General features: G+C 47.2%; 22 protein-coding genes. All 22 read right to left on the bottom strand.

Translation table 11 applies throughout. From position 1 onward, the window contains the following. Window positions 1-814: 814 nt before the first annotated feature. A complete protein-coding gene (locus AC1S8V_RS06515) occupies window positions 815-1,762 on the bottom strand; it encodes a glycoside hydrolase family 25 protein (protein ID WP_482072935.1) in 948 nt (315 codons plus the stop codon). Window positions 1,763-2,134: 372 nt separating this feature from the next. Further along, window positions 2,135-2,632, bottom strand: a complete 498-nt coding sequence (locus tag AC1S8V_RS06510) for a phage holin family protein (RefSeq protein ID WP_482072934.1) — start codon at window positions 2,630-2,632, stop codon at window positions 2,135-2,137. Between the two features lie 1,037 nt (window positions 2,633-3,669). Continuing rightward, a complete protein-coding gene (locus tag AC1S8V_RS06505; protein ID WP_482072933.1) occupies window positions 3,670-6,867 on the bottom strand; it encodes a pyocin knob domain-containing protein in 3,198 nt (1,065 codons plus the stop codon). Further along, a complete protein-coding gene (locus AC1S8V_RS06500; protein WP_482072932.1) occupies window positions 6,868-7,413 on the bottom strand; it encodes a putative phage tail protein in 546 nt (181 codons plus the stop codon). It abuts the gene before it with no gap. Next, complete coding sequence (locus tag AC1S8V_RS06495; RefSeq protein ID WP_482072931.1) at window positions 7,410-8,468, bottom strand: baseplate J/gp47 family protein; 1,059 nt, start codon at window positions 8,466-8,468, stop codon at window positions 7,410-7,412. The genes AC1S8V_RS06500 and AC1S8V_RS06495 overlap by 4 nt, the downstream gene beginning before the upstream one ends. After that, the gene (locus AC1S8V_RS06490) at window positions 8,461-8,874 is read right to left on the bottom strand and encodes a DUF2634 domain-containing protein (protein ID WP_482072930.1); all 414 of its coding nucleotides are present in this window, start codon (window positions 8,872-8,874) and stop codon (window positions 8,461-8,463) included. Before AC1S8V_RS06490 ends, AC1S8V_RS06495 begins: the two co-directional genes overlap by 8 nt. Then, window positions 8,871-9,128, bottom strand: a complete 258-nt coding sequence (locus tag AC1S8V_RS06485; RefSeq protein ID WP_482072929.1) for a DUF2577 family protein — start codon at window positions 9,126-9,128, stop codon at window positions 8,871-8,873. Before AC1S8V_RS06485 ends, AC1S8V_RS06490 begins: the two co-directional genes overlap by 4 nt. Before the next feature lie 6 nt (window positions 9,129-9,134). Further along, window positions 9,135-10,145, bottom strand: a complete 1,011-nt coding sequence (locus AC1S8V_RS06480; RefSeq protein WP_482072928.1) for an XkdQ/YqbQ family protein — start codon at window positions 10,143-10,145, stop codon at window positions 9,135-9,137. Between the two features lie 13 nt (window positions 10,146-10,158). Further along, on the bottom strand, window positions 10,159-10,854 hold the full coding sequence (locus tag AC1S8V_RS06475) for a LysM peptidoglycan-binding domain-containing protein (RefSeq protein WP_482072927.1): 696 nt from the start codon (window positions 10,852-10,854) through the stop codon (window positions 10,159-10,161). Next, the gene (locus AC1S8V_RS06470) at window positions 10,855-12,828 is read right to left on the bottom strand and encodes a hypothetical protein (protein ID WP_482072926.1); all 1,974 of its coding nucleotides are present in this window, start codon (window positions 12,826-12,828) and stop codon (window positions 10,855-10,857) included. Window positions 12,829-13,029: 201 nt separating this feature from the next. After that, a complete protein-coding gene (locus AC1S8V_RS06465; protein ID WP_036611390.1) occupies window positions 13,030-13,452 on the bottom strand; it encodes a phage tail assembly chaperone in 423 nt (140 codons plus the stop codon). A gap of 170 nt (window positions 13,453-13,622) precedes the next feature. After that, on the bottom strand, window positions 13,623-14,081 hold the full coding sequence (locus AC1S8V_RS06460) for a phage tail tube protein (RefSeq protein WP_017690162.1): 459 nt from the start codon (window positions 14,079-14,081) through the stop codon (window positions 13,623-13,625). 1 nt (window position 14,082) lies between these two features. Next, window positions 14,083-15,399, bottom strand: coding sequence for a phage tail sheath family protein (locus tag AC1S8V_RS06455; protein WP_482072925.1), 1,317 nt, complete (start codon window positions 15,397-15,399; stop codon window positions 14,083-14,085). Continuing rightward, window positions 15,399-15,608 (bottom strand): YqzN/YkzM domain-containing protein, encoded by a 210-nt coding sequence (locus AC1S8V_RS06450; protein ID WP_482072924.1) that lies wholly within the window; start codon window positions 15,606-15,608, stop codon window positions 15,399-15,401. Before AC1S8V_RS06450 ends, AC1S8V_RS06455 begins: the two co-directional genes overlap by 1 nt. Window positions 15,609-15,657: 49 nt before the next feature. Then, a complete protein-coding gene (locus AC1S8V_RS06445) occupies window positions 15,658-16,089 on the bottom strand; it encodes a phage tail terminator family protein (protein ID WP_482072923.1) in 432 nt (143 codons plus the stop codon). A gap of 436 nt (window positions 16,090-16,525) precedes the next feature. After that, window positions 16,526-17,974, bottom strand: coding sequence for a pyocin knob domain-containing protein (locus tag AC1S8V_RS06440; protein ID WP_482072922.1), 1,449 nt, complete (start codon window positions 17,972-17,974; stop codon window positions 16,526-16,528). Further along, on the bottom strand, window positions 17,974-18,564 hold the full coding sequence (locus AC1S8V_RS06435) for a YmfQ family protein (RefSeq protein WP_482072921.1): 591 nt from the start codon (window positions 18,562-18,564) through the stop codon (window positions 17,974-17,976). Before AC1S8V_RS06435 ends, AC1S8V_RS06440 begins: the two co-directional genes overlap by 1 nt. A 137-nt stretch (window positions 18,565-18,701) precedes the next feature. Continuing rightward, the gene (locus AC1S8V_RS06430) at window positions 18,702-19,841 is read right to left on the bottom strand and encodes a baseplate J/gp47 family protein (RefSeq protein WP_482072920.1); all 1,140 of its coding nucleotides are present in this window, start codon (window positions 19,839-19,841) and stop codon (window positions 18,702-18,704) included. Between the two features lie 4 nt (window positions 19,842-19,845). Beyond that, the gene (locus AC1S8V_RS06425) at window positions 19,846-20,301 is read right to left on the bottom strand and encodes a DUF2634 domain-containing protein (RefSeq protein ID WP_482072919.1); all 456 of its coding nucleotides are present in this window, start codon (window positions 20,299-20,301) and stop codon (window positions 19,846-19,848) included. After that, entirely contained in the window at window positions 20,294-20,704 is a 411-nt protein-coding gene (locus tag AC1S8V_RS06420) for a hypothetical protein (protein ID WP_482072918.1), read from the bottom strand. Before AC1S8V_RS06420 ends, AC1S8V_RS06425 begins: the two co-directional genes overlap by 8 nt. Further along, complete coding sequence (locus AC1S8V_RS06415; protein WP_482072917.1) at window positions 20,697-21,683, bottom strand: XkdQ/YqbQ family protein; 987 nt, start codon at window positions 21,681-21,683, stop codon at window positions 20,697-20,699. The genes AC1S8V_RS06420 and AC1S8V_RS06415 overlap by 8 nt, the downstream gene beginning before the upstream one ends. Continuing rightward, the gene (locus AC1S8V_RS06410) at window positions 21,680-22,309 is read right to left on the bottom strand and encodes a LysM peptidoglycan-binding domain-containing protein (RefSeq protein ID WP_482074413.1); all 630 of its coding nucleotides are present in this window, start codon (window positions 22,307-22,309) and stop codon (window positions 21,680-21,682) included. The genes AC1S8V_RS06415 and AC1S8V_RS06410 overlap by 4 nt, the downstream gene beginning before the upstream one ends. Window positions 22,310-22,339: the final 30 nt, after the last annotated feature.

Here is a 22,339-nt window from a genome sequence, read left to right as displayed (position 1 = left end):
AAGATGCCTGCGATACCTGAATTAAAGTTCTGGGAAAAGTAAGGTAGTCTATGAAATGTAAAAACAACATGGGATACGTATGGGATACAGGTAAATATCAGATCATGCACAGGATTGAGGACATCGGTTGAATACTTTTATAGATAAAGAAAAAGGTTCAACAACGTATCTTGTGAGATGAATCTATGAAATTGAATGAGATTGTTGCGTTTTATTTGAACTAAGGTCAATAAGAAACAGTGAACGGTTACGGACCGGTAAGAGCAAGTTTAAGTCAGTAGATTGAAAATACAGATGGGCATATGGATACTACGCTGCTGGCTACGCAATAAAGTCTGTTCCTTGAGCGTGTCGTCTTGAGCATGGAGTATGGGAACGGATTAGGTATCGTTCGTTTGCATTACGGATGAAAGAAACTCAACATAGGCTAGGTTGTTTGGATGTGTAAGTTGTTTATTACGGTGGTTTTCTCTTGCAGATTGGATGTGTAAAATGTATGAACGAGTCATCTTGAGATACTGGATTTACAACAGGGAGACATTACAATAACTTTATATGTTATGGTTTTGTCATGATGAGGAGGATTGTGTAAATAAACTGTGGTGAAAAACAATTTCGTGTAACTTACTTTACATCACATTAATCAATTAGACAAGAGATTTACAGACATAAGTCTTCAACTTTATTATATGCGTTAATATTACTTACACAAAACACAAAAAAGGAACACAGTTCGACAAAAAGCGTCTCGTGTTCCTTCTCCACTCAATCCACATTCAGATAAAATCAACATTTTAATTTGCTAAAAATCAGCTCACTTTTTAAACAAACCTCTGCGATGCATCACGGTAATAAAACGGTAAAAATCATAACTCGCCCCATTATCGATGCTGAACAATGGATTTTTGGTGTCATATGCCAGCGCTGCATCCACAGCTGCTTTTGCCCATACTGGAACTTCCATCTGCTGACGCGCCTGCAGTTTGTCGACCTGGGATTTGAGCGCATCAAACGCTGCTTTCTCTTCGGCTGTCATCGGTCCGCCCCCTTTCGGTGGTTCGGTTGGTGGAATCGGATTACTTGGATTCGTCGGATTGGATGGCTCCGGTGGTTTTGGAGTTACTGCTGCGTATCTTGCTCTGAGCTGTGCCGCTGTTCCCTCGAATTCATTCATATCCACGTTGCCACTAATGCCATTCACCTTGCCCGAATCCGTATACTGCCAGAACGTCCAACGCTTCCATGCCGGCTGGTCTTCCGGTACACGGGTGTTGCTGTAACGTGCAATCCACAGATCGTATGAGCTGAGTGATGTATCAAAATTCCCGGCAAATGAATTGCCTGTGTATATGATCGGTTTTACACCTGTCAGACGTTGTAATTCGGTTAAAAAAGCTTTGGCAACTGTATTCATCTGCGCTTTGCTCAGGTTGCCGGGGTTGTTCTCGTAGTCCATGACGGGTGGCAGTTGTAAAGCCTTTGCGCCTCCAACTTTGTTAAGTGTATTGGCATAATGAGCCGCTTCTGCCTTAGCACCATCGGTAGAGGTCGCGCGGAAGAAGTGATACGTTCCGACCAGCATGCCCGCCGCCAGTGCGCCTGTTACATTTTTCTGATAATTCGGATCGGTATATGTCTGTCCCTCGGTTGCCTTAATGAATACAAATGTCATCCCACTTGCCTTCACCTTGGCCCAGTCAATATTGCCCTGGTATCGGGAGACGTCAATGCCCTGTGTGTTGCCCGAACTTCTCGTTTGCATGTTTCTCACACCCTTTATGCGGCAAATTGCCGTTTGTATATAATTAATGCGGTTGGATCAGAGGTCGCTTGTGTGCGTGTCCCTTGTCGATGATAAAAGCTAAGTTCAATGAGTATCTATCCACCCTCTTAGGGAAAACATACCAAGTCGGTACGTGACCGTTCCAGATACGGATCGTTCTTCCGATCGCTGTTGTCTCCAAATTTTTATGATTTATTATCTAAAGGTTAACATTTAGAGACAAAGGCGACCGCTCCGCTTCTTCAGAATCGATTCCGTCTCTTTCACTACTTGTAGGCTAATGGTGCAGACTTTCGACTCTGTAGTGCTCTATATCTTGCCACAGGACAATTTTGAATGAATGCTGAGCATTTACTTCGTTTCATCTCTAATCTGTTGATCAGCGTCCTCATGATCTGACTGTACAAAAGATTCTCTGGAATCAGGAGTATAGTTACCGGAAATCCCCCCGTCTCCTCCTTTACCCTTGAGTACTTCAATAGCCTGTCGGATCACAGGTGGAATCGGTGCTCCCAGTTTGCCCCCATTTTCAATAATGGATAACAGCTCATTCGCGATATAAAAAAAGGCGACCGCATCCCTGAACAAATGTCCGTCTCCCAGAACACCGTCCACCAGATGAGCCACCGATACCATAGCAAATATAAATACCTTTCGTGCGATGCCGAACATGCCAACATTACTTTCTAACTTGCCAGTCATACCCGCCGCAGCGATGCCGGTTAGGTAGTCGAGGATGACGAACACGAGCAATACGCCGAGCACGCCTGACCAACCTCCGAAGAAGTAGGTTACAGAGCTGCTCATGAGCGCAATTCCCCATTTCCATAGGGTATCCCATCGTTCCATGGTTTCACCTCCTTTGTGATTCGTATAATCGTTTTAGAAACAAAATTAAAAAAATTAGTGGATTACGTGTAGTCCTTAATACAAGTTCGTTTATTCCCTGAACAAGGGTCTGTCCATGTTAAATTGTTTTCACTAAGATTTAGATTTAAATTTCAATTAATAATATCACCTTCTAAAATAGTAAATGTGAAGCGTTCATACCGTTTTGTGTGATTTTAAATGTGTTGGCATCAATGATAATTTGATCACCTGGTTTGAACTGACCTGTGAATTACAGAAATTTAAACATGGTATCGGCTATCTTTCGCGACTGTACCAAAACTAACATCCATGATAGCCCGTTTCGTAACCTCTCGAATGTAATCGCCTTAGCATTGGTTGCCATATCCATAACCGCCGAACCCGTCATTTCCATCGTTGCAGCAGCTAAAGCAGATCCTGATATGTCAGCAACTGCCCGGCCAAAGACGAATACGGGTATTTGGCGGTTAAAAGCCCCTACAATGGCCTTTACCTCTCCATAAAATATAGCACTCCGATGTGGGAACGCTTGTTACACGATATTTCCGTTTTTGTCCATTTCTTCTGCTTCCAGCGCTTCAGATACTTCTTGCGGCTGCCTGTTGGAACTTGCTCCAGTTTGATCAAGCCTTTACATACACAACTAACATAGTCTCCCCCCTCTCACAAGGGCCACAGCCAAGCGGATGAGCAGTCTTGCAAACTTAACTCTCATCAGGCAACACACTCAGCAGCAGTATGTGCAGTTCTATGAGTACGAGTTGATTGGCATTGTTTTCTTCTGATAATTGTTCATTTTTTCTTTAGATTGTCGATTTCCGTTTGTAACGTTTGTCGGGTGATGTAATTTGTTTCAAGATTTATGCGCAGAAATCAGACGAAGCGCAGATAACGGGTATTTCCGCTTCCGTTTCGATAAGCCCTTCGATATCCGGTTTTCGGATATGGTATACAGCCATACCTCGCCCACCTGACTATTTAAGAATCATAATTCCTGTCTATTGCCTCCCATAAATTCACACGGATGTGATCCGCATGTTTATCACTTGAGCGTACGCGGATGTGACACCAGCACCATGGCCATAGCAGTACACGCATAGCGTCATTGGTGTTTCCATATCAAAGAACCATGGTTTAATGCTGTAATGGATAACTTTTGCGGATGTTGTTTCGGGATTGGCTTCTCCCAACGTATCCATAACCCACGCCCCTGCACTGGAAATTTGTATGCTGAATATACTTACCCCAGATAGAGTGTTTGTGGGCCGGCCCAGATACCAGAAGTTCCCCGATCCATCGATTAAAATTAGCGAGTATGATCCAGATCCAGAATTGGCATAGAATCTTATCCGTGCAGAGCTAGCGCTAGTAGGTATTACCGAAATTAGACTCGTGCCTGCTGGGAATGTGGCAATTGTGTGGGATATGCCTGTATTTTCTGTTGGGAAAGTAGGCCCGATACCCCCTACAACCGGTGTCACGCTTTGATAGTACCCTTGCTTAATCTTCTCCACCTTTGTTGCCAACTGCGAAAGTGTATCGCCGCCTGATGCTACTACACCCTTGCCAGTAATGGCGGCAGCGATAGCCGATTTCCCATCACTGACAGAGGACTTTAAACTCTCAAATTCCTCTCTGGACGGAATCTGGACCCAAGCTCCCCAAGTATCATAAAGATTTCGTTGCCATGTCGTAAACCCTACTGGAAGGAATGTTATTAAAGTTTGTGTTACTCCTGGGATTGATTCTTTATTTTGCGTTCCATTTTTACTAACTTTAAGACTGAAAGCCACTCCAACAGGACAATTCTTTAGAGTTTCAGCAGTCAGACTAAATTGACAATAAAACTCTCCTTCAGATACAAAGCTATTTAGATCCTCATTTTCATTAATGCTAGATGATTTTCTGAGATAGTTTTTGTCAGCATACTGCTGTAATTCCATTTCGTTATTTTTACTTTCCAATACGGATAGCTGCCTTGAAATATTGGAAGAATCGTTTATAAATTGTTCTATAATAGATCTCTCACTTACTCCTATCGTTCCGTTAATCGATATTGGTGAAAATGGACCCTGAGCCTGATATGTTACAGTATAATAAGCCGATGAATCATATTGAGAGGCTGGCAAGGAAGCTAACTCTAATCCATAAACTTCTGACTCCGGATTAAATCGTAGGATATCCCAGTAATCTCTGACATCATTTTTATAAACGGTCAGTATTTTTTTTACCCGGTTATTTAATTTAGCTGACAAATTATAGTTATTAATGTTAAATGATTTATGCACATCTGAAGTATATACAGGTTTAACACACTCTCTACTTATCATTCCTGTACCTACTTCAACTTGGTTATCTCCCTTAATAAACGTCAATTGCCCCTCTGACGCGATCGGTTCGATAGTTGGTGTTGCAAGCTGGTATATGAGTTGATATGGGATTTTATAATCTACCGCCTCTGTTGTTGGCAGTGTTGCTGTCCAATGTGCAGCGCCTCCACTCACTACACTCCCCCACGCTTTCTCTCCTGAACCATTATATGGCATTAAATCATTCCAATTACGCATCCGCCAACCCATGAAATAAGCCTTAATATCGTCAAATGTTGGCGTATATGAGTCTCCCCAACCACTATCTGCATTAGCAATAGATACATTGAAGTCTGATAAATCTGCAATTCTGAAGTAGGCATTATCAGATTCAGACATATTTCCGTTTTTAGTAAGCACATTACCATTGTACTTCGTAACAACCAAGCTATTAAAAGCTGCTACTGGTTCTGATAGAGTACAGCCAACTATTTTGTAACCAGACGATGTTGCTATTGGTCGGTAACGAAGACTTTCATTCAAAATTATCTTGCGCCACTTGGTCATCTTGTAACATTGTCCATTTTTTTCAAACACTTCGTCAGCATTCAATCCTGTCACCGGGTCTGCATATAAATTCGTTTGAAGTGCAAACATAGAATCTTCACGTGTTTTAAACGGTCTCACCACATTACCAAGAGTCATGATTGGATGTGCAAAACTCGCTTTATTCCCCGTAGACCATGTCCATTTATTCACATCAAAATCTTCTGTATATTGCGTAACACCACTTAGATTCACACCCATTTTTATAGCCTTTGAGACTGTTTTTATGGTTTTAGTCTCTCCAGGATTGATGAACATACCTTGTAATCTTGTATATGAATCGTATACACTTACTCGAATTTTGCCTGTACTTGCTGCCGGGTTACTAATCGTGTAATCTTGATTTGCTAGTACACTCAAGTAAGTGACGGCATAAGCATCAGTTCCAATAGAGCCAGATACTAACTCACCACTAGCCATATAAGGAGACGTTTCCAGAAAAGTGTGTCCTGTGTGCTCCCATTCATAAAATGGCGGCAATAAATTCTCTCCGTAGCGAATAACATAAGGATTTCGAACAGGCTGAATGCTATCGACATATGGATATTTAGCTCCTACTTGTTCCGGTGACATACTGGCAAGCGCAGCGTAATCGGTAGTGCTGACTTCATAGAGACGTACTGCATCTGCGTAACCGTATTGACCTGCGGCTGTACCTGAAACCCCCACGTCGATATTTAGCTTTATATCCGTTGGTGCCGTATAACGGGTCCAAGTTATGTTAAATTTAGATTCATCCTTTACAGGATTCCCCACCGCCCCGACTCCGGGGAGATTAATAAACATACTTGTCCCATCAAAATTTTTGACTTCAGCGATTGCTACATACGATTTCCCTGCCTTAAGCGATACAGTAAAAAAGCCAATACCTGATGTACCTGTACTAATCGCTATTTTCAAACCGTTAGAGCCCTGTACTTTGTTCGTACTATCTAAAGTTAATGTCGATTGATGCACACCAATCTTAGATAAGTCTTCACACCCACCATCACGCCCCAACAAATTCACAAGCGTTCGGCCCTTCAAACCCTCCAATTTAAATGCCGAGGAACGTTCAGCATTAATAATCTGCAATCCTGGCTCCAGCGTTACCGTTCTTCTCTTCTCCACATCCAAACGTTCCTGAATGCCACTTACCTTAAATGCTGTTTCCTTAGCCTTTTCTTCCACTTGCCCTACACCCTCATCAACCTTCTCCCAGTTCTGATCCAAATACTTATCCAGATCAAAATAGGTGGTCGATGGCGAAGAACGATCAATCTTATTCAACCCCAAATTCGGTGTCTTTGGTTCATTCATCTATGCTCCACCTCCTAAAAATTTATCCTGTCGAGTGTGTTCAATCTCATCCAACGTCATACTTTCGACCTCCGCAATCGTCAAATACCGCAAACGATACTCCACAGTCATGTGTGCCGGTTTGATATCTTCAATCGCTGCCTTCAGATCGTCCAAATTGGGCGGCAGGCCATACGTATCCACAAAACGGATCATAATCCGGTACTCGCTCGGCTCAACCGATACCTCAATGTCCCCACTCTCATACGCCTGCGCCACGTTCTTGAGCATGGAGCCAGAGACTTTGCCGCTGCCGCGCATTTTGGAAATAATCACGGATCTACGCTGGTCGTCTGGCTTGGCTGGATTCGTCGAAATCTGCAAATCCCGCTCATACCTCTCCAATGCCCAGGTCGCAGACTCCGGGTAGAATTGGTCCAACACTCCATCCAGCCCCTGAACCAATCTGTTCAGTTCCCGGCCTTCCGTCTGCGTGAGCAATTGCATCTCCAGCACATTTTCATACAACGGGGGCAAAAGAGTCATTAATACCTCTGCTTTACTCATGTCACCTTCACCGTCCCAAGAACAGCTACTGCGCCGGGGGCGATCTCCAGATTGGACATACCACCGTTCACCAGCAGATCGCTATAATCGATCACGGGTGGAATATCCAGAATGACATTGGCAATACGTGTCCAACGAACCAACGGATCGGCAAAGGCCAGTTCTTTCAGATACGCCGTAACTCCCGTTTCAATCAGTGTCTTCACGCCCTCGTACGTTGAACCGGAAGCAAGCGTGACCTGTACCTCCACATCAATAGGTACCTCTTCCGCTCCTACTACTGTGACCACAGGTCCGATAGGAGCAGCACCTTCGCCCATTCCATCCTGGGTTGGATCGATATATTCCTGGACCGCCTCAATGACCGCCTCAGCAGGTGTTTGCATTTCATTATTCAGCAATGCCACTTTGACTGTACCTGGACCATCCCACAGTGGAAAAGCCTTCGCTTTGCCCACACCGGAGTTTTCCCGTGCCCATAACTCATACTGATATTTGTTGGCACTCGTGACTGGACGGGATACTTTATCCTGATATCGGTCGTACAAGGCCTGGTCCGTTTCCTCGTCTTCGCCAGGAACAAGCAACTGTGTTAATTCAGCCGTCGTCAGGCCGGCAATATAATCGATGGGCAGCAGTGCCCCCGTATATTCATTACCTTCCGCTCCCGCGACTTCACACTCCAACACATATTGCCCTGCCGCGATGCGCTCCACAATAACGTACACCCGATCCCCCGTAGAAAAACGACTCTCCAATGGAACCTCAACAGGCTTCCCTTCGTTATCCCGGAAACTGCCAACCCAACGTGCCTTCGTGGCCGCTTTTCGACTAATGCCAGACCAAGCCACTGCGCGATCCAGATACTCTCCAGAGGCTGTATCCGCAAACTTCAGGTTGGCGTTCACATCCAACTCAATATACATCTGAGCCATTTCCACAGCCGCTGGCGCAAGCGCATCATAGACAATGCTGCCTTCACGTTTATCCACACCATCTGGTACCCTATCCAGCATTCGATTTAAAATAATTTCAAACGTCTGCTCTTCATACATCCATGTTCACCTCCGTTTCTTGCCTGAAGCTGCCAAAATCTGTTTCCACGGTAAAAGACACCCGCACTCCATCGGCCTCGTGGACGAAATCGAACTCCGTTACATCCGATATACGATCATCCGGAAGCAACGCTTCGCGAATCCAGCGTTCCAGTTCCGATTCAACCATGGATCTCCCGGCAATTCCTTCCCAGGACCATTCCATGCCGTAATCCGAGGAATAGATTAGATGCTCGTAGCGGCGTGTAGACAACGCTTTATACACCGCCTGTTTTACCGCATCTTTTCCATCCAATTGCAACCTTCCAATTCGTTGTCCCGAAGCTTGAAATACATACGTAAGACTTGGAAGCACAGCAGATTCTTCCTGATCTTCTGCGCTAATCTGCGCACCCTGTGGAATCATGGATTCACCAGCCGATCCAGCACGACAAAGCTGTCTCCACCTTGAACACGTAACAACAAGACATGGTCACCCACGGTCCAAGCTTTGTTCACTACGGATTCCGGCAGTACAAGAAAAGGCTCAGCCAATGCCATCCGTTGTTCAACGGTAATCTCCAGAGGCTGAGTGTTTGTCACGCTTCCGTACATTATCTGAACGGGAGACTTGGCATCTACAGCGGCCACCGCCGCCTTTTTAATCACGTCCAGCATCATTTATCGTTACACCACCTTCAAATCCAGTGACATCGTATGCACGCCCCCCTGTACCTTATGCGTACATTCGTCTACCAGAAAATATTGATTAATCTTGAGTTCATCGATCTGGATGTTAACAAAACTGCCTGCCCTCACCTTGAAATCACCAAGCGCATCCACTTTCAACGTCTGCGTCTCGCGGTTACGGAGGGTCATCAGGGTCTTCAGCATGTCATCAATCTGACCTTCGTTCAGGCCATCATCCGCTTTTTGGTACAAAAAAAGCAGCCCCCATTGACGGATGCTGCCTGAATCCTGATGAACATAGGTTTCTCTTTTTCCCGTATCCTTGTTATCCCGATACAGCTTGATCTTGTTATACGTCTGGTCGTCAATCGACCGCGTATAGCTGTAATCCGTGAGCAGACTGTTATCTCCAATAACAAAGACGTAAGGCATCTCTTCCACATCCCGAAGCACAAGTTTGCCGAAATCATCGTAGAAGATATAGTTTTTACCGCCATAGATCAGCGTTCGGTCCAACGCCTCACAGATCATGTCAATCAGCTTTTTGTTATCAAATAACATGCGTGGAATAACATATTTGGGCTGGATCAGCTCGCCCACCTTCAACTGAAAGTCAGTAGCAATTCGTTTGATCACATCCGTAGCGGTTGCGTTAACGAACTTGTACGTCTGATTCGCGGTTAGATAACGAGTCTGGTCGTAGGCTTTGATTTTGACACTTTCATCCTTGCCGCTATCCACCGAGAAGATATATCCGTAAAATATGCCTACCTCGTTGCTGATATATTTCACGACATATCCATTCTCATAGGTGAATTTCTTATTCTGGTATAGACTGCCCTTGATCAACGTGAATTCCAGAGAGGAAGGCTTGCCGATACGGGAGGTTTTGTACGTAATGTCACCGGCAATTTCGCTAATATCCCAGATGTTGCCCTGTTTGTCATCAAGTAATAACCGTTCCTTCATGTTTGCCAGCTTATCATCCAGCCTGATCTGCTCTTGCATATTCCCTCTCCTTTCACGGAAGCTTGATCACAAGTCCAATCGGCAGCTTCTTCAGTTGTGCATCTTTGATGCTATTCAGCTTCTGCAGCTCTTTCCAGCGAGATCCATCTCCCAAATGGGCTTTAGCTACAGACCACAAGGAGTCTCCGGCTTTGAGTGTGACGGTCTTGGGCTGAATTTTTTCATTGGGCCGGGAGGCTTTGGTTTTTGTTTTCGAAGCAGCCGTATCCTTGCTGTCCTTGAGTGGCACTACTTTTTTGGCGGCATAGAAAATGAACTGCTTCAGCTTGATATCATACTGGATATCCCCCACCGTACCCGCAGTCTCCTTCCAGTCGAAGCTCTCAATGGAAACCGCCATATTAATGGTGTACCTTGCACTGGAAAAGAACAGTCTGACGGGTCTGCCCGTCTGCATCCAGCGGATGATCTTTTTCACATATTCATAGGGATCACGGTAAAACTGCTTCTGAATTGCCGGATGTCTTGCATCGTAGTTCAGATGATACGGGCTGTAGTCTGACGGGAAAATCCCGCTGAAACTGACTTCACGCAGCTTCGGCGATTTGATCACGTTAATTTCACCCAAAGCGCTCACGTTAAACGTACTCCCGTCTCCCGAATCCGAAAACTCAATGCTCTCTGGTGTGACCGGGAAAAACATGTATTCGGAGCGGTTATTGAAGCTTAGTTGAATATAATATTCCACTTATCCATACACCCCCTGAGCACTGGAGACGATCTGACTGTTCAGTCCATCGGTGATTTTGCTGATGATGCTGTCCACATCATGTCCGCTGTTGATATCCCCTGTGGTGACCTGAACAGTTGGCGTCAGACTGACAAATCGTTGAATCGCCTGCATCTCGGCAAGCTCACGCATCAATTTCAAGTCCTCGCTCGTCACATCCACTGTGCCGTCCACGTCACCGATCTTGTCCACCTGTCCGATATTGTTGATTTTGTTGATGTTACTCATGTTGTTGCTCGGGACAACGGTGGGAGCAGGTGCAGTTGGTATCGATGGCATAGGAGGTGTTTTGGGAGTTGAACCGCCGAAGTTTCCGGGTAATTCTGTTTCTTTGGAATTTGGATCAGGCAGGGACGGTATTTTTGATAATAGTTTTTTTGCTACATCTTGTCCCTTGTCAGAAACCTTTGGATCGAATTCTCCGTCCATTCGATTCATGTGGAATACATCTTTGTCACTCTGTGACTCAAATGATTTCAATGTATCCATCCAACCCTTGACGTTTTTACTAGCAATGTTGATATCGGCTTCGGACATGACAGCCAAATTTGTACCAAAGATATCATTAATAAAGGAAGCTACCTTCCCAATTGCCCCCATCGCTTTGCCCAGAAAGTCCTCAATTCCTACAATAAGATTGTAAAATATCTGCATCCCGAACATTCCCAAATCGTAAAGCAATTTTTGAAATGCATAGAATGGGTCTTTGAAGACATTGGCTATGAACTCTGCGAAGATGGCAAAATAATTCCACATTGTAGCGATTACAACTCGTACCATCTCCCCAAGCAGCATAAATGTACCGATAATCGCTCCCAAAATCTCAGTTCCCGATATTCCCATCATGCTTAAAATACCGATAACAGCTGCGATGGCAGCAATGACGAGCAGAATAGGCCAATTCAGTAATAACCAGGCTGCAACCAGACTGTAAACTTGGATAATGACCAAAGCCAGAGCCACAAGCGCAAGCGCCATAAGGATTGGCTGAATAATATCCCAGTTTTGTTGGATCACACTTGCTATATACAGAATGCCATTTACCAGCATCGTCAGCGCGTTTGCCGCAACCGTAAATGCATTGCTAAGCCATTCAATAATGCCAGTGAATTCACCATTGGCAAAAGCCTCATTTAATCGATCTAATAAAGGCGTCAAGGCAACAAGAGCTACCTGTCCAATCTGGCCGAGAACCCCATTAAACTGATTCACAAGCATGTTCCACTTCTGTAGTGGTGAATCCAGCATGGTGTCAAAAGCCTGTTGGGTATAGCCTTGTTTTTGCAAAATGACATCAAGCTTTGTGATAAACCCATCCAGATTGGATGAATCGATGGTTTGTTGCAGACCCGCTCCGCTAAGAGCTTCAGCAGGAATGTTAAAAGAATTGGCAAGTTCACCGTTGTCTCCGTTCATGGCAGCAACCAAGGCACTGGATGCATCCGACATACTTTTTCCATCTGGAGAAAGCATGCTCAACCGTTTAGTCATATCTCTCAGTTGGTCAACCTGATCCGTATTCTGTGCATACGGGATGAGCGATAGTGTACCTTTCAAGGCATCCGTAACATTCTGTCCGCTCTTGAAAGCTTCCGCACGGTAGCGATTAAAGATCGTCTCCCCCTGAGCATCATCACCCGTAGCAGCCATATAGCGATGCTTCAGATCCTCTTCTTGTGCTGCTGGAACAAGAACCGCTTGTCCTGCTGACTTGATCATGCTGATCCAGGATCGCACGCGCTGGGCTCCTTCTGCAAAAGCTGCGTTTACTTTGGCTTGTTCCTCGGATACCCCCTGTAACAGTTTGGATGCCACTGCAATACTATTCAATCGAGCAGAATTAAACATGGCACTTATAGCAGCAGGTAATTGTTGAAATTGCGTTACTATACGTGTTGAAGTAAGGTACAGTCTTGCAAACATGGCATACATTCATTTCTCCCTCCTTTCTTTTTTATTTTTTCCGGGCGCGGTTTTTGGACCGTTCTTTCTTCTCTTCCTCCACCCGGATGGAGATCATCGCATAGATGGCCGCTCGTTCTCGCATGGAGAAGGCCATTAGCTGATGCGGCAAAATGTTTAATTCATGGAGAGCGTAATAAGCCAGATTGGCTTCGGAATCGCCCTCTTTAATTAGTTTTTTACGTCATCCACCAGTTCGTTCATGTCCTGATTGAAACCGTTCAGCTTCTGAACCTGTTCACCGAGCGAAGCAAATTCCCCAGGCAACAGCATTTTCCGCAAAAGCGATTCCGCCCCCATCACGCCATATGAACGTTGGAGTTCTGCGTTTTTCAAATCGGGGTAAACTACACTTGCGCTCATCAGGCGAGCCATGTAATCATTCGCATCGATGTCGGGTGTGTAGACACCGTTCTTACCCTTAATTTTGCGGGTAGCTGCCTTGCGGCATTCCTGGTTTTCGTCCTCGGTCATGCTGCGCAGCTTCCAGGCAACGGGCTCGCCTTTCTCATCTTTGAAACGGGGGGATACGATAAACTCCTCCGTTGTATCTGTTGCTGCATTTTGGGCAAAAAACATACTCAATCCACTCATGTATTGTTCCTCCTCTAAAGTTAGGTCCCCCGCCGCACGAAGCGGCGAAGAACAGTATTTTGACACGCCAAATAGCCCGTAACACAGGCAAGTTGAACAGGTTTCTTTTACAAACCTGCTGTTAAGTTTTACTCTTTATGAATCTCAAATCATTATGCTTTCACGCTACATTACTTCGGCAGATTGAACGATACAGGCATATCGACATCTTCAAAGGTAAAGCTCACTTCTTCCTCCAACGCCTCCGCCTCGGTATCCAGAGATGCCATGATTACACTGTCGAGATTGACGCCTTTGAGGGTCACGGTCTGTTTGCCAATCGTAGAGGAAGGATCTTCGTTGGTCACTTCAATGTCGAAGTACGTGTCCACACCATTCTGCATGTACTGGAGCATCAGCTCGCGGAAACGGGAAGTGGTATAAAAGATCGTCATGGAACCCGAACCAGACCAACCGGTTGCTTTGTGCTGTACACCGCGACGGCCCAACGTTTTGACCTCTGCTTTTTGTTTCTCCACCGTTGCTTCCAGCGTCTTCACATAGAACATTTCTTCCGTCTGTCCGTTAATCGTTGCGTATGCGCGGCCTTCCTGGCCGGAGATTGTGTCGCTTGCTTTCAAAAATGCCATCTTAAACCACCTTCACTTTCATATATACTTTTTCAACGGAATCCACAGGTTGGACCTGAATCTCGATCAGAATACTATCGGTTTCATTGCCCGGAGCAACAGTGATATCTGTTTTGGAATCAAAATTTTGAATCGCCCCAATATCCTGAAGTTGCTTCAGATAAGTGACACATTGGGAACGGAACAGGCTGCGCCCATCTTCGTTGTTGTTCACTTTGCCGATATAATAGGACTCGAAAATCCGTTTCATATCGTTAGCGATGCCATCGAGAACACGAACTACACGGTTTTTGGCAAAATGACGCGCCTTATCCGGTGTCACCGAACGGAACGTATTTACATCCTGCTCCACCACCGCGCGGTTGCTGCTCGCCGTAAACACAAACTCGCCATTACGCAATGCTGCTTCTGTCTCGGTATGTGTCAATCTGCCATTCACATCCACGGCATCGTCATACGCACGGAACGTCAGGGATTCATTCAGATTAGCCCCCGCTGTAGCTCCGGCAGTCCATGCTACGGTTTGTTTCGGCGTAAGAACGGTACCGTCTGCGAGCACAACACCATTTTTGACACTGATGATGCCTTCATGATCTGCAGCCGGATAATCGGACAGAACCAGTTGCACCTTCTTGCCCTCGGTATCACGCAAGCGCTTGATGTAGGCTGTGTAGACTGACTTGAGTGTAGCATCGTCTGAGATCAGACCGACTGTGTTAAAATCCAGCACCTCTAGCTTGGTGAGGAAATCAGCATGCTCTTGGTTGGTTGCTGCACCATCTAATCCACCTGTTAGTGGAAGTGAAGCTGTAGCTGTGAGTGCACCTTCACCAGTAAATGTGACGTATGCGTTGGATTCCAGAGCTTCGATGGTGGACGAAGTTTGTTTGTCCACTTCTTTACCCGCAAGCAAAGTGGAGACATCCAATCGGTCTGGATCATTGATATTGGCAGAAATTACAACAGCCAGATCATTTCCGCGCACGCCGCCATGTTGGGCTGTAACTGTTAGTTCTCCTAGCGTTGCCTTGGCCTGTGTCCCTGCATTCAGACGATACAGGAGCAATGTTTGTGCCCGTTTCAATGTCTCTCGGATGAGCAGCAGTTGAGGTGCTGTCCAGTCATAGCCCAATTTGGCTTGTACATCTTCACCTGCCTGTATGGTCAGAATTGTACCTGCTTCTCCCCATGACAACGGAAGTGCCAAAGCCACCGTTCCCCGCTCACCTACCGTACCCGGCAATGAGCCCTCTGATGCAAAATTCATATATACGCCGGGGCGTACCTTGTTTTGAGTCGTCCATGTTCCTCCAGCCATTATTGTGCCTCCCCATTCATAAATTGTTGGATGTGTTCTTGTGCTTCTTGTAAGGTGTATGTTTCTTGTTCCAGCAGAACTGCTGCCAAAATATCTTTCTCCATCCGGTTGAGTTGCCGGGATTCGGCGAACTGTGCTTTGCTGTATTTCTGGTTGTTTTTCTGCTGAGCTTCCGGTTTTTTAGGGTCCGGTTCTTTTTTCGTAAACATTGCCAATGCGCCTCCTATTCCTTTCATACTGATCCCCTCATTTGGTTAGTTATTCTCTTGTAGCTTTAAGTGCGGTGGGTCGCTGCTCCAGTTGTCGCATGGTAGCGGCGGACTCCGACACTTTGGTGGTTCGCATGGTATAGTACACCAGCATTCGCGGAGTATCGTTCTCGGTCTCCCAACGTAGCTCTGTTGCGCGATAGGGTGTGCCCTCCACGTCGATGGTTTCCAACGCTTCGAAGAGCTCATCCGGCAGTGTTGCCGGGATATTGTCTGCGTCAAGCCAGCGGATTTCATAGGCATGAGATTGCACGAAGCGGTCGCTGCGTTCCCGGGTAAGTTGCGCGGACAGCAGGCGGTAGGTGATGCCTTTGGTTTCTGAGGTGGAGCTTGTCCCGCCTGTTGCAGGTTGGATCAGGATGTTGGGAAAGTACTGAGTTAGCGTGTTTGTGATAGCTGTGGTTAGTTGGTTTGTGGTCATGGTTCACCTCCTTTAAGTAGTAAAGTTAACACACCCTAAATTCCTCTTTTCTAAAATCAGTGCTCGTCAAATCGATTGAACCTTTCGTTTGGAGTTTATAGACTGAAAACAAAAAGATACACATATTTCCCTTCATCTTAAACGTCGACGAAAGACAGATTTTTTAATACAATAAGACGACCACTTTCCTGAAAAAATTGTCCGTCTACCAGAATACTGCCGCAGATTGGTCTTTTTAGAATTCTCCGTAGGACCTTTACTTTTACATGGTATCGGTGGATCTTCTGGAGTTTTCTCAGCCAAATTCAAGCACAAAAACACGATCCAGTTGTGCTAGTGTGTCCTAAGTCATATTAATGTGAAATATCCCCCTGTCATAAGGGATACTGTCTATCCCGGGTGATACTAAACAATAATGATACCCGTTCTCTCTCTATTACATCGATAATGCTCTAGTGTTATATGTTGTGAAGGATACTTGCCTTGTGACCGTTGTATTTTCGATGCAGGCACATACAAGTGTCATCGGGCCATCTGCGTTAAAATTGGACGGTTTTGTTGTGCTCCAATAGGAGTTGGAGTTTTGAGACACCGAGTAACCGTTGCTCCGGCATAAGCCACTGACTATATCTACCTGTACGCTATATACCCTAAAATCTATCCCTCCAGCCGCCCCAATGGTGCCAACGGGTATGGTTATCGGCCATATAACTCCCTGTGAGTCCCGTAAAGCAAAAGCTGTCTTTAGCCCTCCATAGGAGTTGTACACATTCAAGAAAGCAGAACCATAGACAGGGGCTATCAAACTTATTACCCTTGTCCCCGCAGGAAAAGCTAGGACTGCGTTACCTAACGATCCTACATAACCACCAGGAACCTCAAAGTATTCTGATCGCGAAGGTAAGTCCATACTTTGGTAATGACCTTGCTGTATAGCATTTATCTTAGCCGTAAGCTGCGTCCATGTATCTGATGTGGATGCACTTCCACCCTTGGCGTTAATGGCACCCACAATGCTATTTTTTGCATCAACGCCAGATTGAAAAACGTCAAGACTCCATGGGGACCACACACCGTTCTCTCTTGTCCTAAGATATAAGGTGGGAGTCCCACCATTTAGTCTACTCGCTCTTTGAAGTACATATCCCTCACCATTTGTGTGACACTGGACCTCTATATACCACCACATATCAGCAGTGGCTGGTAACGGAGCATTGGTTAAATTGTTGCCATTATACTGTCCATTTACCATCAGAGAGTTGAGGTCTATCCCGGAAGTAAGCTTATTTTTACCATTGTCATCTGTGAGTTGATGCTTTTGCCATGAGTCAGCCGTATTAACAATTCTTGTTAAGGAGGGGGTAAATGCTCCTCCAGCTGTAGTTGCCACTGGACCTGTCTCAAACATGTAGACTTCTGGTCCGGCACCACCTGTGTAACGCATGTAAATCCCCCGTGCTCCTAGGTTAGTGTGATTGTTCTCGTACCTGAATGTTGAACCGTCAAGAAAGCAATTACTTCCGTATAAGACCGATCCATTTGAAGAACCTGAAAAAGTTCCCCATTGATTCATAATTAGTCTCCCAGTCATAACTCCGCCTGTACGCGGCAAACTCGCATTTTTCGCATCCCTAACCGCCTTCTCCGTTGCCGCCACCGTCTCTGACGTGCCGTCCGTCTTGCTCGACAGCTGCACCTTGCCTTTCTGCGTCAAAGACGCATCAGGAATATCCATCTGACTCACCGCTTCACGAAGCGTATCCAAACCGGCCTGCGTCGCAACACCAGCATCAATCTTTTCAAAAATCCCGTTAATACTCTCCCGGGTCACATTCTCGTTCCCCAATGGAAGAAGTAACTTTAATCGATCCGTTTCTTGTGGCATTACGCCCACACCTCCAGTTCATTCCACGTCAGGGACGCGGCGTCCAGTTCATCCCATGTTTTCTGCTTCTTGTCCAGATCGTCCCAGATCAGATAGCGATACTCATATTCCACGGCCATATGGGCCGGTTTCAGTTCTTCAATTGACCGTTTGAGATCATCAATGTTGGGCGGAATCCCCATCGTATCCACAAAGCTCACCGTAAAACTCCACGCCTCCGGCTGAAACGTCACATCCACCTTGCCCCCGGCATATGCCTCGGCCACATTCGCAACCAGCCTGCCGGAGAATTTCCCGGCACCGCGCAGTTTGGACTCCACCACCGCACGCCGCTGGTCCACAGGTTTGAGACGATCCGTCTCAATGCCAAGCTCCTGCTCCCAGAAGTCCAATCCCCACGTCGCCGTACGGACAAAAAACTGATCCAACGTCTCATCCAGCGCCTGATACAGCAGATCCATCTCGGTTCCTTTGGACTGCATATCGGCCTGCATGACACGCGAAGTCTCGTAATACCGTGGCAAATACGAGAACAATTCCCGCCCTTTCTCACTCGTCAGTCCAACATCTACAATAGAAGGAGCACTCATGCCCAGTCCCCTCCTTTCCTTTCACATCAACATGGAGTGTCTCGCTCACCAGCTCCAACCCGGATCGGCGTACTTCTCCCAATCCTCCTGGGTCTCCGCACTCCCAAACTACTTCCTCATCCACCATCTGCCCAAGACTACTCATGCACATCCACCGTCCCCAACACCGCCACCTGACTCGCGTTCATCTCGATATTCTGGTCACTCACACCGTTCACGGTAAGCTCCGAATAGTCGATAATCGGCGGAATGTCTAACAGGATCGCGGCAATGCGAGTGTAACGAACGAGTGGATCGGCAAAAGCCAACTGCTTCAGATACGCGGTCACCCCGCGTTCGATCAATGCTCGTACATCGGCCAATGTCGCATCACTTGCCAGCGTCAGTTTCACCTGAATGTTCATCGGCACTTCCTCGGCTGGCATCACGGACACCACCGGCCCCGCTGGGGCAACACCTTCACCCTGTCCATCCTGCGTTGGATCAACGTACGCTTGTACAGCCGCCACCAGATCGGTACCTGCAGCACGTTTATCCGTGTCCAGCAGATACAATCCCACCGTGCCTGGCCCCTGCCACAACGGAATGACACGTGCTGCACCAACACCCGGCACCTCACTTGCCCACTGCACATACTGTGCTTTATTGCCGCTTGTTCCTTGGTTGCGTACTTTGGCATAAAAGCGTTCCAGCAACGCCGTATCGGCTTCAATATCTGCACCGCCTTTAATCACCTCAACGTTCGTGACAGAAGTCACGCCACTTACAGGTGTAGACAGTACAGTTACCGTGCCCGCAGGCACATTGCTCTCTTTTCCGGCAACAAGCGCTCGCACGCCTACCACCCCGGAGCCCTCAGCATCCAGTTCCACACGTCCTACCGTCTCATATTCGAGCGAAGCTTCAGCAGATACTTCATCCGCGAGTGTAGCCACGACCGTTCCCGCAGGTACCACTTTCCCCGGCGTACCCGTAAACCTCACCGCACCTTGTGCCGCCACCGCAGCCCGCCGCGTAATGCCGTGCTCTCCTGCCCGCAGATCCAGCTCTTCCGAACGAAAATTCGGATCACTGCTCGCAGCCGTACTAGCAAACCCCCGTCGCAATAATTCCTGCGCCCACAAAGCCGCCTCAGACAGCATAAACGCAACCGGAGCCTCCGCATCCCACAGGAACGATCCCTCTGACTTATCCAGATCCGCGGGCAGACGATCCAGCATGCGCTGCATAATCTGTTCCTCCGTCTGGTCCTCCAAATAACGCGGAATCTCAGCCATCCCGTCAGATCACCTCACTTTCCAGAATAAACATCTCTTCCTGTACACTCGCCACCCGGCACGAGAACATACACTGCTCCCGATTCCAATCAAACGTAAACTGGTCTACCGAATCCGTCCGTGGATCAGCCAGCAACGTCTCCGTCACCATCCGTGTAATCTCACTTTCCATCACACCCCGGCTATCACCCTGCCCTACCAGATCTTCCAGCTCCGAACCATAGTTCCGGGAGTAAATCACATGTCTGTACCGTGGCGTTTTCACTGCCTTAATGCACCACTGCACCCAGGCTTCATGCGCACCCGCCGCAGCTACTTTGCCACTTGGGGTCAATACAAAATCCCCTGCATCGTAATCGAATCGCCAGCTCCGTCCAAAGCGTACCTCTTCCGAAGCCGCCCCCGACAGATCCTCCTCATCTCCCCAGACCACACCCGTTTCGGGGAACAAACTAGGCATGCGCACTCACCACCTTACACAGCACCACAATGTCGTTACCGCCATTCACCCGTATCGCCAGCACACGATCTCCCGCTTTCAGACCTTTGCCAAGAGACAACACCGTTTCTTCCACTTCCTCTTCTTGCAAAAGAAAACGTCCCGTGCCCGTCGTTCCGCCGTTTGCCACGTCAGGTATACCGGAAATCGCGCCAGCAGCCTCGCGCTCTGGCAGTCCAAGCGTGCCCGGCAACTCGGCCACGAGATAATCCTGCACTTCGTGTTTGAAATCATCCAGCTTCACGCCGGACGAGGTCATCGTACCCAATACCGCGCCCATGCCACTCACGGCCTGACGAGAATGTGTATTCATCGCCCCCCGCATGACATCGGCAAAATGCCCATACGGATCATCTTTATTCAAGGTAATACCTCCTTTTCACCAGCTCGGCCGTCCCCAGCTCTAACGTCATCGTTCCAGGTCCGGCAGACAGATCACGGCTAACCGACATGACGATCAGCTTCAGTCCTTTTAACAACACCGCGTCCCCGGCGCGAATCGTATTCACATCCGGTGCAGAGATCGTAAAGGTCTCCTGAATACCCGTCAGATGACTTTTCGCCAGTTTTTTCGCGGCGGTTGTCGATTTCACCTGATCATCTTCAATCAGCTTTTGCAATGTGCCCAGTTCTTCCACACCATTCTGCTCAATCGCGAGCACCTTGGATGGTACCTCATTACCACTCGTAGACTCCGACGCTGCCATGACTTTAACTTTGGTAACCGCCCCTTCGAGCGTACGCATCTGGGTCAGATCGATCAGTCGATCCAGCTCATACACCTTCGCATTACTTCCGACCTGGAAGAGTTGCAACCCGCCAGGTGTCATCCGTGGATGATACATATCTCCACCAGACTTCGCCGTTTCCTTCAGATCGGCAAACATCATCGAAAAGATCGTCTGCGACCGATACACGGCTTTGCCCAGCTTTGTCTGTGTATCCGGCAGCATGGCGTATGGAATCTTCCACTCTTTGGCGTAGGTTTTAAGTCGCTGTGTGGCAGTCTGATCTTTGGGCAGCAGGAACTCGTCCTCCGATTTTTCCAGATAAATCATCCGGTCGTACACCGTGAGGGACAGCCGCTTAGTGCCGCTGTTCGAGCTTTCCACCTCCCAGATGACCGCAGGATGCAGCAAGTGAACCATTGATTTTTCGCCAAAAGGAACCCCGCTAATCCGCACCGCCATACCCGGTGAGATCGAAGGCAGACCGGAAGACGCAGACACCGCCAGCCGGATGTTGGCCTGATACGCAATCTGGTCCAGCGAATCCTTCAGCGTAATCGTCTCCACGAGCTTCGTGATGTCATATTTGTCGTCCACAATGACCTTGTAGGTCATGGCATCACCAGCTTTTGCCCGGGTTTGATCCGGTTCGGATCACTCCCGATGATCTTTGCGTTGAGCTTGTAAATCTCGTTCCATTTGGAACTGCTGCCCAGCTCAAGCTTTGCTATTTTGGACAGAGAGTCGCCAGATTTGACGGTGTAGGTCTTACTGCTCTTTTTCAAATCCGTACGCGAACCTGACTTACTCGTGGATGTAGCCGCGCCAACCTTCTCCACCTTGGAATCCCGCCATGTACGCAGCGTAATGTCGAAGTAAATATCTCCGCTCTCGCCGCCCCGGAAGGTCGTATTGTGCGAGATCAGATATACCGGCACGTTCACCCCCGTGTTGGTAATGATGAAGCGCAGCGGTTTTTTTGATACCAGAAACGTATTAAGCATATTCATCGCTACCCGCGGATCAGGCAAATCTTCGTACATGCAATAGGACGCATCATATTCTTTGGGAAAAAAAGAAGAGAAGGTGATCTCCTTCACCTTCTCCCCCTGCGCAAAATCAAACTCGCCATGCTCCAGCATATTAATCGTTTCATATCCTTTGGAACGTGAGATCGTCAGTTCTTCCGGTTTCACCGGAAACTGGAACTTTGTTTTCCCATCGATCAGGATAAATTCCATTCTGATCCCTTCCACTTTATCTTCAAATAC

It is taken from the genome of Paenibacillus sp. B46(2026) (assembly GCF_056786355.1).
Note: the sequence above shows the minus strand (reverse complement) of the source record. Positions and strands in the feature narration are given on the sequence as shown.